This window comes from Ectobacillus panaciterrae DSM 19096, assembly GCF_000430785.1.
In the GTDB taxonomy this organism is placed as follows: domain Bacteria; phylum Bacillota; class Bacilli; order Bacillales; family Bacillaceae_G; genus Ectobacillus; species Ectobacillus panaciterrae.
This window is the reverse complement of record NZ_AUMR01000098.1, coordinates 1-13,541: the sequence shown is the minus strand read 5'-3', so window position 1 is coordinate 13,541 and position 13,541 is coordinate 1. Positions and strand designations below refer to the sequence as shown.

Annotated in this window: 13 protein-coding genes, 1 rRNA gene and 1 pseudogene; 7 read left to right on the top strand and 8 right to left on the bottom strand. The window is 36.5% G+C overall.

What is annotated here, in order from left to right:
* The 3 genes from H540_RS0118895 to lgt form a co-directional block, all read right to left on the bottom strand.
* Positions 1-189, bottom strand: a 16S ribosomal RNA gene (locus H540_RS0118895); the annotation flags it as partial.
* A gap of 572 nt (positions 190-761) precedes the next feature.
* Positions 762-1,148, bottom strand: a complete 387-nt coding sequence (locus H540_RS0118890) for a YidH family protein (RefSeq protein ID WP_245592291.1) — start codon at positions 1,146-1,148, stop codon at positions 762-764.
* Between the two features lie 14 nt (positions 1,149-1,162).
* Positions 1,163-1,975, bottom strand: coding sequence for a prolipoprotein diacylglyceryl transferase (gene lgt / locus H540_RS0118885; protein WP_028401961.1), 813 nt, complete (start codon positions 1,973-1,975; stop codon positions 1,163-1,165).
* A gap of 378 nt (positions 1,976-2,353) precedes the next feature.
* Between lgt and H540_RS34090 the strand changes: the two genes are divergently transcribed.
* The 5 genes from H540_RS34090 to H540_RS0118860 all read left to right on the top strand — a co-directional run bounded on the left by H540_RS34090 (position 2,354) and on the right by H540_RS0118860 (position 7,357).
* On the top strand, positions 2,354-2,515 hold the full coding sequence (locus tag H540_RS34090) for a hypothetical protein (RefSeq protein WP_028401960.1): 162 nt from the start codon (positions 2,354-2,356) through the stop codon (positions 2,513-2,515).
* Between the two features lie 405 nt (positions 2,516-2,920).
* Positions 2,921-4,621, top strand: coding sequence for a ribonuclease J (locus H540_RS0118875; RefSeq protein WP_425388144.1), 1,701 nt, complete (start codon positions 2,921-2,923; stop codon positions 4,619-4,621).
* Positions 4,622-4,945: 324 nt separating this feature from the next.
* On the top strand, positions 4,946-5,074 hold the full coding sequence (gene yhfH, locus H540_RS32345; RefSeq protein WP_081415200.1) for a protein YhfH: 129 nt from the start codon (positions 4,946-4,948) through the stop codon (positions 5,072-5,074).
* A gap of 350 nt (positions 5,075-5,424) precedes the next feature.
* A complete protein-coding gene (locus tag H540_RS0118865; protein ID WP_028401958.1) occupies positions 5,425-6,117 on the top strand; it encodes a response regulator transcription factor in 693 nt (230 codons plus the stop codon).
* On the top strand, positions 6,101-7,357 hold the full coding sequence (locus H540_RS0118860; RefSeq protein WP_028401957.1) for a sensor histidine kinase: 1,257 nt from the start codon (positions 6,101-6,103) through the stop codon (positions 7,355-7,357). The genes H540_RS0118865 and H540_RS0118860 overlap by 17 nt, the downstream gene beginning before the upstream one ends.
* Before the next feature lie 100 nt (positions 7,358-7,457).
* Here H540_RS0118860 and H540_RS30255 read toward each other — a convergent pair whose 3' ends face one another.
* The 4 genes from H540_RS30255 to H540_RS0118840 form a co-directional block, all read right to left on the bottom strand.
* Positions 7,458-8,414: an RnfABCDGE type electron transport complex subunit D gene (locus tag H540_RS30255; RefSeq protein ID WP_051317190.1), complete on the bottom strand. Its 957-nt coding sequence runs from the start codon at positions 8,412-8,414 to the stop codon at positions 7,458-7,460.
* Entirely contained in the window at positions 8,401-9,339 is a 939-nt protein-coding gene (locus tag H540_RS0118850) for an FAD:protein FMN transferase (protein ID WP_028401956.1), read from the bottom strand. Before H540_RS0118850 ends, H540_RS30255 begins: the two co-directional genes overlap by 14 nt.
* The gene (locus tag H540_RS30250) at positions 9,329-9,826 is read right to left on the bottom strand and encodes an FMN-binding protein (protein WP_051317189.1); all 498 of its coding nucleotides are present in this window, start codon (positions 9,824-9,826) and stop codon (positions 9,329-9,331) included. The genes H540_RS0118850 and H540_RS30250 overlap by 11 nt, the downstream gene beginning before the upstream one ends.
* A 459-nt stretch (positions 9,827-10,285) precedes the next feature.
* The gene (locus H540_RS0118840; RefSeq protein WP_028401955.1) at positions 10,286-10,729 is read right to left on the bottom strand and encodes a YfmQ family protein; all 444 of its coding nucleotides are present in this window, start codon (positions 10,727-10,729) and stop codon (positions 10,286-10,288) included.
* A gap of 794 nt (positions 10,730-11,523) precedes the next feature.
* On the opposite strand from H540_RS0118840, the gene H540_RS31485 reads away from it, so the two are divergent.
* A complete protein-coding gene (locus tag H540_RS31485) occupies positions 11,524-12,531 on the top strand; it encodes an AlbA family DNA-binding domain-containing protein (RefSeq protein WP_051317188.1) in 1,008 nt (335 codons plus the stop codon).
* A gap of 299 nt (positions 12,532-12,830) precedes the next feature.
* Here the strand turns inward: H540_RS31485 and H540_RS33385 are convergent, their stop codons facing one another.
* A complete protein-coding gene (locus H540_RS33385) occupies positions 12,831-13,004 on the bottom strand; it encodes a hypothetical protein (protein ID WP_155891074.1) in 174 nt (57 codons plus the stop codon).
* A 271-nt stretch (positions 13,005-13,275) separates the two neighbouring features.
* Between H540_RS33385 and H540_RS0118825 the strand changes: the two are divergent.
* A pseudogene (locus H540_RS0118825) lies at positions 13,276-13,541 on the top strand (transposase); the annotation flags it as partial.

Genomic DNA, 13,541 nt, shown 5'->3' with positions numbered 1-13,541 from the left:
TCGAGTCATGCGACTCAAAAAAGTATCCGGTATTAGCTTCGGTTTCCCGAAGTTATCCCAGTCTTACAGGCAGGTTACCCACGTGTTACTCACCCGTCCGCCGCTAACCTCCGAAGAGGTTCGCTCGACTTGCATGTATTAGGCACGCCGCCAGCGTTCATCCTGAGCCAGGATCAAACTCTCCATAAAAGTGTTTGTCTAGCTTTAAAATAAAAATTGACGTTTCGCATTTTGTTTAGTTTTCAAAGAACTTGTTTACTTACATTAAAGAATCATACAACATACATTTCTTTTTGTAAATAAGTTTTTTGACTTTATTTTTCCCAGCCACTTTTCGAATAACTCATTAGTGGCGGAAACATAATATAACATGTTCATTTTGATTATGCAATACTTATTTCCTTAGGGAATTTTAGGAAAAAAGCATTTTTCATATACATTACACACGATGACCGCAACGATTCCACCATATTAGGATTATGGAATAGATATAGCAGATATAACAGCATAGAAGACATAAAAAATCTAGTCCGTTTCCTTAAAAATTGGAGAGCCACATTAATATATGTGAGTTCTACAGTCATCATATCCGCAACCGTCATCTATCCAAAATCACTAGCCGCTCCATTTTCAAAAGTGTTTGTAACTTTTAACTAGTGAAATTGGAAACAGAAAAAACACCGCTCACTTCATATTGCGAGCGGTGCTTTTGCATTCTTCATTCTAATTGAAGTTCCAATTTCTTCCTTTTGTCATTTTATTTATATTAATAGTAAAAAATAAAAAGCAATGACTCCAATAACCAATATGACTAATACCGATACCCATATAGCTAAAGATCCAGAAGCCTGAAATGTTTGGGAATTAATCCCCTTACGTTTATTGAGATAATTGATTGTAGCAAGAACAATAATTGCAATCCCCACTAAAATCGACCCTAATCCGATTCCAGTGGCGATTTCATTATATGTTAGTGTAAGTTCTTTTCGCATAGCAAAATGTAAATTTGCCACAAGAAACCCTAGACCAGAAATCGTAATAGCAGTACGTATCCAAGCTAGATATGTTCTCTCATTCGCTAAATGTTGTTGAATATATTTCGAATCAACAGTTTCAAGCGACTTTGTTTTCATCTTGTGTTGTTCCATTCAAGCCCCTCCGATCAATCAGAGACATAACTAACTCTGGCATATCCTTTCTTACGTCTATACCAAATTATGAACAAACTGCCAACAACACAAATAAGCGATACTAATTGAGCGATTCGTATATGGGACGTTAGCATTAAACTGTCTGTACGCAGTCCTTCAACAAAAAATCTTCCTATTGAATACCACAATAAATACGACAGGAATATTTCTCCCCTCTTAAGATTCGCTCTTCTTAATAAAATCAATACAACTACCCCTGTGATATTCCATACAGATTCATACAGGAATGTTGGATGATAATACGTCCCGTTAATGTTCATCTGATTAATTATAAATTCAGGCAAATGAAGGGATTCCAAGAAACTACGGGATACAGGTCCGCCATGCGCTTCCTGATTCATGAAGTTACCCCAACGACCTATAGCCTGCCCCAATAACAAACTCGGCGCTAAAATATCAGACATTTTCCAAAATGAAAGATTTCGCTTTTTACAGAACCAGATAGCAGTAAGCACAGCACCAATAATCCCGCCGTGAATCGCAATTCCTCCGTGCCAAACCGCTATAATTTCACTCGGATTATTCTTATAAGAATCCCATTCAAATGCTACATAATAAATTCGAGCAGTAATAATCGCGAGCGGCAATGCTAACATAATTAAATCTGAAATTGTATCTGAAGGAATCCCTCTTTTTTTCCCTTCCCTATTAGCTAATACAAGTCCCAACATAATCCCTATACCAATAATAATTCCGTACCAATGGACAGAAATAGGTCCGAAATGAAACGCAATGGGATTAAGTGGTTGCATATGTTCTGTCATTTAGAGTTTCTTCCCTTCTTAATCAAAAATGAAGTGCTATAACAGCTTAATAAGCCCCTTTTATTATACCAGACGTGGAATTCCACTTATGTAAAAAAACATAAATAATGTTACAACAGGAGATGCGTATCAAATACGTGTGTTATATTTGCACCCATGTTTTTAGCAAAATCCATATATACATCCGTCATACGCGTAGTTGATTTAAATTTTATTTTAAATCTCAATTTAAATGTTAAAAGCAGTGTGATTTCACTTGTGAAATCCACTGCTTTTATAATTCTTATTATACAAGTTTTTCCTATGCGGGTACCTCGTATCATGTGCAAGAAAGGTTTGCTAATAGCATATGTTTTATCGAAAGGGTGTGATTGAATTATGGAGCGGAAGAAATGGGGCGTTGGAGGAGTTGTGTTTGTTGGCTGCATGTTTCTTGGTGGAGGATTGGGAGCTTGGTTAGGAAATCCTCAATCTGGATGGCTTATAGGAATGGGTGTTGGATTTCTTGGGATAGCTTTAACGAAAATAATAAGCAAATGATAGAACACGTTTCTTCTTCCCTTGGGTAAAGCAATATGCTTTATAGTAATTCGTATACTAGCCCCGTAACATATAGTAATCGTGCTCATACAAAGTCACTCTCTAACAGGAAGTGACTCTTTTTTGTTTGTAGGATGTATATCTGGTATCATATTGGGTTGGCTTCTTTGCGCTGATCCATTTATAAAGCTATTTTTCCTCATTGTATAACAGATAATAAATTCAAATTTATTGGAAAATATATAAATTGAAAATTAGTTAATTTGAACCAAGCCTTTGAAAAACTGCCCCGCATTGGGGAATAAAAGGAAATTAAGTATTTGTTTCATCATAAATTGGAACAATATTCAATTAAATAGGTTAATCGTAAAAAGAAGAATTCCGTATTTCTTCGGACATTCTTGAATGTTTCAAAGAAGGAGGATATTAATTTTGAGCACAGCAGAAAATACACTATCCATTTTTGCTTTAGGCGGCGTAAATGAAATAGGCAAAAATATGTATGCAATACAATATTCAAACGATATCGTGGTAATCGATTGCGGTTCTAAATTTCCAGATGAAAGTTTATTAGGGATTGATTTGATTATACCTGACATTACATACTTGCAAGAAAATAAGGATAAAATTCGAGCTTTAGTTGTTACACATGGACATGAAGATCATATTGGGGGTATCCCGTATCTATTAAAACAATTGAATGTGCCAATTTATGCAACACGCCTAACGCTAGGTTTAATTGAAATTAAATTAAAAGAACACGGACTTCAAAATCTAACTCAGTTGTTTATTATTGACTCTGAATCGGCTATTGAGTTTGGACAGATAAGCCTGACTTTTTTCAAAACTAACCACAGTATTCCCGACTGCCTTGGTATTGCTTTTCATACACCAGAAGGTACAGTGGTGCATACAGGTGACTTCAAATTTGATTTAACTCCTGTAAACAATCAATATCCGGATATTCATAAAATGGCTAGAATCGGTAGCAACGGCGTTTTAGCACTACTCTCTGAAAGTACGAATGCAGAACGTCCTGGATTTACTCCATCAGAACAATTTGTCGGTGAGCATATTGAAGAAGCATTCATGAAGGCTCGCAGGAAAATCTTTATCTCTACCTTCGCTTCTAACGTTAATCGGGTACAGCAAGTAGTTAATGCTGCATTAAAAACGAATAGAAAGCTTGCCTTGCTTGGACGGAGTATGGTAAATGTAGTGTCTGTCGCAATGGAACAAGGTTATTTGAATGTTCCTGAAGGAATGTTAATTGAAGCAAATGAAATCAATCGAATGGATCCTGAAAAAGTAGTTGTCCTTTGCACTGGAAGTCAAGGGGAACCTATGGCTGCTCTATCTCGATTGGCCAGTGGAAACTATCGACAGGTAGATATCCTGCCTGAAGATACTGTCATTTTAGCCGCAACTCCTATACCAGGAAATGAGCGCAATGTTTCACGTGTTATAGATAATCTATTTCTATTGGGAGCTAATGTTATTTATGGCACGGGAAGTTCAACGGGAATGCATGTTTCCGGACATGCTTATCAAGAAGAATTAAAATTAATGCTCACTTTAATGAAACCCAAATATTTCATTCCTATTCATGGTGAATTTAGAATGTTACATCATCACCGCTTATTAGCAGAGTCCGTTGGTGTCAAGAAAGATAATATTTATATTATTAACAATGGTGATGTTGTCGATATAAACAACCATGTCGCTCGTCAAACTAGACGAATACCTGCTGGGAATGTATATGTAGATGGATTGAGTATTGGTGATGTTGGAAACATTATTTTACGTGACCGCAAACAGCTTTCTGAGGATGGTATGCTTGTTATAGTTATCACTCTTAGTAAAACAGAAGGCAAAATTATTTCTGGTCCGGACACGATTTCTCGTGGATTTGTATATGTTCGCGATTCAGAAGATCTCTTGAAGCAAATTAATCAACTAGTTGCAACGACCATTAACAACTTACAAAAAGCGAATATTAGGCAATGGAATGTTCTAAAAAAAGACATAAAAGAAAAGCTTGGACAATTTTTATACTCCCATACAAAAAGAAGGCCCATGATTCTTCCTATAATAATTGAAGTTTAAAGGGAACTGACTTGTAGAGTCAGCATAAAATCGAAGTTTGGATAGTAAATGGCATAACGACAAGCTCCATCCCCTTAAATTATCTCTTATTTACTCCTGATCATTATTAGAATGAACCAGCGAGAGCAAAAAGTTGAAGAAACTAGTCAGTTATACATAGAAGCCTAAAAAATCAGTGTTAAAAGTAGCATAATGTGCAAAAGCCCTTACGTTTAATTGCATAAGGGCTTCTTTTTTTTGTGCATCATTTTTATACAACAGGTATTGTTTTATTTTCCCTGTTATAGTACAATGAAATAAATAAACGATATAGGAGGTAATACTATGATGGATTTAGAGTTTTACCGTAATATACCTAAAAAGGAATGTCGTGAGTGCGGATGTGAAATTAAAGAACAACATGAGTCTTATTTATATGAATGTGAACGTTGTATGGGAATGCACGAGGAGTAATTGAGATTAGCGCCCTACGCACTAAACGTAGGGTTTTTTATGTCCGCCAAATTGACGGATATGCGCAATGTATACCCTAAAGCACAAAACAATAACCAAAAAAAGCCGTCCTGATGGGGCTGTTGAAAAAAGGGGGAGCGCTTTGCGCTCCCCCTTTTTTATGTTTTTCTTTTCGTTTTTCTCTAAAAAGACGTTTTTTATTCACTTGTATATAAAAGACACACTCTCTACTTCTGCTGGATGGTGAACTTATGTCCCGAGTATCTCCTTTATTCACTAATAAATGAATTGTATAGAATGAACGATGTATAATGTATAAAAAAGAAGATCTGGTAGAATGGATGAGTGTAATGAAAATTTTAGTTATTGAAGACGACCACCCCCTTCTAGAAGGGGTTACAAGTGTTCTAAAAGAAGAAGGATATGAAATTGATTTTTCTATAACCGGTGATGAAGGATTGTTCTTGGCGCAGCAAAACATTTACGATGCTATCATCCTAGATATTATGCTTCCTGAAATTGATGGATTTGAAATTATAAAAGAATTACGTACTAATTCCATCAAAACACCGATTCTGCTTCTTACTGCTAAAGATAGTGTAGAAGATCGAGTTAAAGGTCTTGATGCCGGAGCGGATGATTATTTAATCAAACCTTTTGCAGTTCCAGAATTGCTTGCAAGGCTACGGGTACTTTTGCGCGAAAAAGGAACTATAGGGGATCAGGAACTTTCCTATGGTCCTATCCGTCTGAATGTCCAAGAGCACGATGGATATATAGACAACGACAAACTCCATTTGACCATAAAAGAATATGAGCTATTAGAATACTTCCTACGGAATAGAGAACAAATCTTAATTCGCGACCAAATATTCAACCGAATTTGGGGTCTTGATTCTGATGTAGGCCTTGGAGTCGTTGATGTATATGTCCATCACCTTAGAAAAAAATTAAGCGCTTTTCATTATGACTATTTAATTCATACAGTACGGGGCGTTGGGTTTATGCTGAAAGGGATAAATGATGATGTTTCACAGAACTAAAATTCGGCTAGTCGCCTTAAATACTGTTGTTTTTTCAATCGTCTTATGTACATTCGGCATTATCCTATATTTGTATATGAATCATCTTGTTTATGCAAATACCGATACAAAACTTTACAGTATAGCCAAGGGAATTCAGCAGGAAGGAATCGATGGAATTATCAGGGAACACGACTCTAAGCGGGAAGCAGAGCGAAAAGTCGTTTACTTGTTATGGGATGAAAGCGAGAATTTCATAAAAAGCATACCGGAAAATGCTGTCTTTTCTGTTGATATTGCTGATTTTTCCCCATCTCGATTTCAGGACAAAAAAATATGGACACAAACGATTCACAAACACGTCTACCGTATTCTCAAGATTCATACTGATCCCTTTTATTTAAAGGAATCAAATACAAAATCAGTTCGAACTATCGAGTTAGTGTTAAACACAGACCCTGAGGCCGCTTTGCTTCAAAATTTACTAAAACTTATCATTCTTGGTTGTGTCGTAGGCCTCAATATTTCTTTTCTCGCAGGGCTGTTTTTAGCCAAACGCTCGCTCGTTCCCATTCAACAATCCTGGGAAAAACAAACCCAGTTCGCCGCTGACGCATCTCATGAATTACGAACACCCTTATCCGTAATTCAGACATATTTGGAATTGTTATTTCGTCACCCGCAATATACGATAGAACAGGAAAGTGTGACCATTTACAAAGTTCTGCAAGAAGTAAAACGAATGAATAAGCTAGTATCAGATTTGCTGACTCTCGCAAAAACAGACTCCAATCAACTTCTCATTCAACGTCAGCAGTTCCCTATAGGAGAATTGGCTAGCACAATTGTCCATCAATTTGAACCGATTGCAGAACTAAGAAACATTTCAATTATTCAAGATATTGAAAGCAATCTCATATATGTCGGAGACAAAGAGCGCATTCACCAACTCCTTGTGATTTTGATGGATAATTCGATGAAATATAATGTGGAGGGCGGAACAATTCGAGTTACCTGTAAAAAGGAAGGTAACTTCATCATGATCATAATAGAAGACACAGGAATCGGTATCTCAAATGAAGATCTCCCTCACATTTTTGACCGCTTTTATCGGAGCGATAAGAGCAGATCGAGATCAGAAGGAGGAACTGGTTTGGGATTATCAATTGCTAAGTGGATTACAGAAGCTCATAACGGAGAAATTAAAATATGGAGTGAACTGCATAAAAAAACCCGCGTTTCGATAAAGCTTCCTCTTTAGGAGACGTAACGTATCTTTGGGTGTCAAGAATACTTATTCAGTATGGCTTGACACCCTTTTTATTGATTTTAATGCTTTTTTAGTATACAGAAATAATTCATCACCGGGTTGTAGAGCGCCGCTTAGATGATTTCGTAAATTGCTTTAGAAATGACGAGATACTTGATGCGTTTTTATTATTGAATGTTTTCCACGCTTTCCAGCCATTTGCCGTCAATACCCCGACTAACAGAAACACTAATCCGCCAAATAACATGTAGGCAGCTACACTCGCTAAAGCTGTGATACTGCCAAATAAAATCTGATCTTTGTATTTCCCGGGAGAAGTCGGAGGGTCAGTTAGCATGAAAAAGGCTAGGAATAAAGCAGAGTTAATATAAGGAATTCTCATCATATCACCACTACCACCAAGTTTTGCTACTCCCATGATAAGAAGCAAAAGAAAATAAACACCTAAAAAAGCGAACACCTGTGGGAATTTGTTGACCTTCTGTGTTACGAGAAAACCGGTGATAAGTAAAAAAACGATACACCAAGCTGGCAACATGGATAGTCCCCCCCACCAGCTTTGTCCGCTTGAAAACAAAACAGTTGTTATTAATAGCCCGAAAGCAGCTGGATTAAAAACAGGTTTTTTCTTTATTTTAAACAAATGCTTAGACACGATAGCAATTGCCGCAGTTGCTCCGGAAACATACCATGAAACCATGGGACTTAATACGAGTGCTACAATAAGCCCAGTTATGACAGCTCCATCAGGAAATGTAAGTTTTCGTTTTCGCTTCCATGCGATAAGAGTGTCTAACAGCGCAGCAATTATAACTGCAGCTCCTACATTTATAAGACCTGCATACGCACCCGAATTGATTTGTGCAATTCCCATCATAAGCAAAAGCATGGCCAAAATGTATCGTTTTGGTGTAGTAAGTACGTTCGAGCTGCGCTTTTGATTATGACGGCGTTCTCTTGTTTCATCCAGGACAACATACCCTCTCGACGTACTGATATATTTGCGTTGAGGATATTCCATCGAAGGTACTTTTTTATACGTGTTCATATAAATATTCCTCCATCCCTTTTGTCCTATGCAGATCTAAAGACGATGTAACCCATATCCCTTCAAGTCCAACATGTTGAAGTTGCTCTGCACCTTTCTTTGCTCCAAGTAGAAAGGATACTGTCGAAAAAACATCTGCCATCATGGCGAAAGGTGCGATGACAGTACAGCTTACAATGTCAGACTGCGATATTCCTAAATGCGGATTGATGAGATGATGTATATTCTCCTTGACAGGGCTGATTCGCTCGTAGCTCCCAGAAGTACAGATTGCAGCATCTGTAAGTTGTACTGTGCATATTGTTTCTTCTCCCCGTAAAGGGTGGCGAATGCCGATGACCCATGGTTCTTCCCTTTCGTTCACTCCACCGGCAAAAATATCTCCGCCAGCATCAATAACGAAGCCTTCAAAATCGCATAGCTCCTTGACAGCTAGATCCACTGCCAATCCCTTCGCAACAGCACCTAAGTCAAGTAAAAGCGGTTTACTAAGCAACACAGTCCGCTTTTCTTCATCAAGTACAACATCTCGATAGCTGACAGGAGATACGGCAGATAAGCTCGATACAAGTTCTTCTCCTGTTAAGTAATGAAGATTAAACCCGTATTCCTCTAGCATATGACCTATCGTCGGATCAAAGACACCTTCAGTCAAATCCGCAGCCTCCCATGCAAAGCGAATTGCCTCGAAGAGAATATCGCTCACCTGAACTGGAATTCCGATTTGCGATGAGAGGCGTCTGATTTCGCTCTGCTCATTGAAGCGACTGCATATTCCTTCCACAAAACGGAATGTTTCAAACGCTCTTATTATTCTTTCCTCAACTTCTACTTTAGAGCGAGATGTAACTACTTTTATACAAACGATCGTACCCATGTAAAGTACAGACTTCTCATAAGTTTTTTTTCTCTTATTACTCTGCATACCCTGTCGAATCCCCCTCGTCTTGAGTGCTATATGATGTATTAGATTGTTTTGCCTTTATCAATGCCTCTTGGACAGCCTCTTGGAAATCTTCTGTACTTCTTGTTGCTCCAGAAACCACATCTACATTTGCGCTTTGACGGTCTAACACTTGCTGCGGTAATCCATCAATATAAGATTGAGAATAGGATGTCGTACAGTTGGTTATTTGTACATTTTTAATTTTGTCATTTTGGATTGTAACTGCTACTTCTACTGAACCAATATGATTCGCTCCACTGCCGTAATACGTACCATCTTGATATGTTTTTTTGACAGTTCTAGATGCAATACTTGAACCTTTATGCGCAACCTGTTGTTTTAGCGCAGGTACAGAGGCCTGTGCTGATTCTACTTTTACTGGTTCCGTAACAATATATCCCGAAGTATAGATGATCCCAATTGCCGCAGAACATAGTGTAATCATCTTGTGTCCCATTTTAGCCATATTAGTTATCTCCTTCATCTTTATAAGAAATAATCGTAATTTCTACCCTTACTTTATAGGAGAAGTTTTAAAAAAGTTTTAAAAATCTCTCTTTTACCCAATTACTCAAACCTAACAACCACTCACATATATTTATACGGCAGGATCGGACTATAATAAGGCAGACTCGTTATATACAGGTACCAAAACTTTTTACATGTTTCATTTCGCTATTCTTACATATTTCGTACTAAATGTTCGCGTCATTGACATAAGCAACATAACCTATATACAAGTGAATAAAAAACCGGTAAATAAAATACTGCTTACGTTCTCCTCTAATGACTAGAAGGAAATTTAAAGACTATATATCCTACACAATAAACTGCGAATTTCTATACAAAAAAGACACCACCTGTTCTAACAGGCAGTGTCCCTTCATAGATAAAAAAAGGCCGTCTTTTTTATGATCCTTTTAAACTAAATCCCTGTTGCTGACATAGAACGTTTTTGGAGACTATCAGAAAGCAGCCTATACGCGACTACTTTCTTCTTGTACTGTTTGACTACATCAACGTGATCGTTGTAACTGTACACAAATAACCTAACATCCTTTTTACCTCTTTTAGTATCAATGACTAATGGAGTCCCACCGTTCTCTGGATGTAAATAAAATTGCTCGTATCCTGGAAATATATAATATCGTTCTAAAAATATAGCCTCGTTAAAATAATTAATAACTTGAATTTTGTCTTCACCTTCCAAGCGTTTTCCGTCAATGGTTACGATGACATTCGCGTCACTAAGTTTTGAATGCATTTCAAATTTGCTGATAAACGATTCCACAACACTGTTTGGAAGACTGGAAATTAATACTTTAACAATACCTATGAGAATTATCGGAAGCAAAACAGCCCATGTCATATTTCATCATCTCCGTTACGTTCTAAATTAACATTATTATATAACTTATAATACATAGTCATAGAGCGGACAGTTTTTTAGAAAATTAGACCGTTCTATTAACGTTTCACTTTTTGTACAAAATTGTACTTAAACTAAACGGGTTTAGTTTAAGTAGGAGTGGGAAATATTTACAGTTAGGATTTCCCTTAATTTTATTTAATTATCAACATTAACAATTAACACAGCCATAGAATAAAGAACTACGCAACTACGGTTATATACCGCCCAATGCCGAAAAAAAGAACTAGGAAAAGCATAAGATAAATACGAGTTAAATTTGTCATATTTCGCCTAACAGAATATGGCTTAGTTGTAAATCTCCTCGTCAAATTGAAAAGCATTGTTGCTTTCATATTCGTTGTAGAAACAGATAGATTCAACTGATTCCTGTTAACTAAGATTAAATACAGAACAAATAATGATAAACACCTTCTCTTTCCTTTATGATAACAATGATTAAAAAAAAGAAACCATCCAATTACATATTTTTTTGCCCATCCACTCTATAAAGAAGGAATTGAAAAAAGAGATTCTCAAATGGGGCTGTTGACAAACTCTCCGAGTTGGCCAACTTCTTCGAACATTTTCAGAGCTTATGTAGTACGATGTACTTACATAGGCTCTTTTATTTTGGAGGTTTGATGCGGCTATGATGGGAAAACAAGAAGATAAGCAAAATCGAATTGATATAACTAAACTCATATAAATTACCCCATTTCATGACGAAACCTTATCAGAAAGGAGGACTTACTTTGAAAAAACCGTGGAAATGGACAGAAGAAGACTTACTATCATTAATTAAAAATAAAGCGAAAGAAAGTTTAACATTAGAATTCAAATCGTGTGCAGCTCTACACGTTACTGAAGCATATAAAAAAGAGTTATCAAAAGATGTTTCATCATTTGCAAATGCTGCGGGAGGAACGATTATTTATGGAGCCATTGAAGAAAATCAACTGTTTTCTGAACTTGACAAAGGATTTGATCAGGAGGAAATATCGAAAGAATGGATTGAACAAGTATTAAACGCTTCCATCCATCGAAGAATCAAAGGATTACGTATTCATCCGATTGAGTTAAAAACAACAAATCCTGGACGGTTTGTATATGTCATTTGCATACCAAAAAGCCAAGATGCACCACATATGGCCAATGATAACCGCTATTACAAACGTTTTAACTTTCAATCTATTCCAATGGAAGAATATGAAGTGAGGGACATTTTTACAAGACCGAAACAACCTGATCTTTTATTTCATTATTTCTTTAAACCACAATATACAGAACGAACCGATAACGGAATTTTTATTTTGTCAGAGATTATGGCAGGCATTCATAATAGAGGGCAGTCTATAGCAAAATATCCCGCCTTATCAATTAAAGATCCAATACATCTTATTGTACAAAATGAGCAAATGAAATGCCGTAGAACTGAAAAAGAAAACGAATGGTTCATTGTGGGTTCAGGTGATGACATCATATATCCCAACACCTTTTTGTGGATGTGCAACTTAATACCTTCAAAATTATCTTTGGAAGTCATCTTAGATGGGATTGAAACCCCTTGTCCTCCCCTCTTGCAATTCAATATGGAGATATTTGCAGAAGGCATGGATTCGAAGAGAAAATATATTTTAATTACATATGAAAGAATTCTTTTATCTTTTAAAAATGAATGGGAAACACATATTTCAAACCATCCTCTTGAAGAACGCTATTACAAAACCTTAAAAAAGTTGCAACAACAAAACAAAAGGTAATTGATTTAAATTTTTTTCATCTGTATTCAACAGTTCTTTTAACTTACTTGTACTAATATTACTGGAGAAAAACGGTAAATTAATCGTGAACTTTCACAATTCATGTTCAAAGGAGTACCTTCTTGAAGGCTTCTTAGATTTTTTTCTTAATATAGGATTCAGATTAATATTTGCGAAAAACCAAAAGGCTACAGTCAGTAAAATACCGAGTTGTAACCTTTTAACACAATAATTAAGATAATTTGCTGTGTAGTTGAAGATGAATAATAAACAAAAATAATATAAACAAAAAGAGCCCATCAGGACTCCTCTAATTTCTTAATCTCACTGTCAATTTTTTCAATTTGATTCCTCATTTCAGAGTCTGCATTTTCCTTCTTTAAAAACATTAATTCCTCACGTTGAGATAATAAACTGGCTAACTGTTCTTGCTTAGTGAGTTCTTTAGATTGCTCTTCAAATCCATTAGTCATATAACCACTCCATTCATTTTAATAAGGGTAGTATATGCCAGAATAAGCTAATTTATGAACCTCCCCCACTTACTCGCATCCGCTCCTTGAAGTGGAGGTTTCTTAGCACCAACAAAGACAAGGTCCCATGAGAAGCGGATTTGCCATCTCCTCTCTGCACCTATGCAGGGGCTCCTTCCTTTATCTGACTAAGCAACTGGAGTTAGTATAGTTCTATGGACACATCTTTGTGTGGTCAGTACAATGAATGACAGAAAGGATGTGTCCAGACATGGAACGCAAACATTACAACGAAGATTTTAAAAAAATGGTGGTAGATCTTTATCACTCTGGCAGCTCAGTAAAACAGTTATCAGACGAATATGGCATATCGGAAACAGCCTTGTATAAGTGGATTAAACAATTTTCACCCATCCAAGTATCTCAAGATGAAACAATGACTCTTCAAGACATGAAGCAACTTCAGAAGGAGATTGCTCGCTTACAGGAGGAAAATGAAATCCTAAAAAAGGCTATGGCCATATTCGCGAGAAAGTA

Excerpts from the sequence above, each read along its gene's own strand:
- H540_RS0118890 (WP_245592291.1), bottom strand. The coding sequence starts at position 1,148 with ATGGAACAACACAAGATGAAAACAAAGTCGCTTGAAACTGTTGATTCG.
- lgt (WP_028401961.1), bottom strand. The coding sequence starts at position 1,975 with ATGACAGAACATATGCAACCACTTAATCCCATTGCGTTTCATTTCGGA.
- H540_RS34090 (WP_028401960.1), top strand. The coding sequence starts at position 2,354 with ATGGAGCGGAAGAAATGGGGCGTTGGAGGAGTTGTGTTTGTTGGCTGC.
- H540_RS0118875 (WP_425388144.1), top strand. The coding sequence starts at position 2,921 with ATGTTTCAAAGAAGGAGGATATTAATTTTGAGCACAGCAGAAAATACA.
- yhfH (WP_081415200.1), top strand. The coding sequence starts at position 4,946 with ATGATGGATTTAGAGTTTTACCGTAATATACCTAAAAAGGAATGTCGT.
- H540_RS0118865 (WP_028401958.1), top strand. The coding sequence starts at position 5,425 with ATGAAAATTTTAGTTATTGAAGACGACCACCCCCTTCTAGAAGGGGTT.
- H540_RS0118860 (WP_028401957.1), top strand. The coding sequence starts at position 6,101 with ATGTTTCACAGAACTAAAATTCGGCTAGTCGCCTTAAATACTGTTGTT.
- H540_RS30255 (WP_051317190.1), bottom strand. The coding sequence starts at position 8,414 with ATGAACACGTATAAAAAAGTACCTTCGATGGAATATCCTCAACGCAAA.
- H540_RS0118850 (WP_028401956.1), bottom strand. The coding sequence starts at position 9,339 with ATGCAGAGTAATAAGAGAAAAAAAACTTATGAGAAGTCTGTACTTTAC.
- H540_RS30250 (WP_051317189.1), bottom strand. The coding sequence starts at position 9,826 with ATGGCTAAAATGGGACACAAGATGATTACACTATGTTCTGCGGCAATT.
- H540_RS0118840 (WP_028401955.1), bottom strand. The coding sequence starts at position 10,729 with ATGACATGGGCTGTTTTGCTTCCGATAATTCTCATAGGTATTGTTAAA.
- H540_RS33385 (WP_155891074.1), bottom strand. The coding sequence starts at position 13,004 with ATGACTAATGGATTTGAAGAGCAATCTAAAGAACTCACTAAGCAAGAA.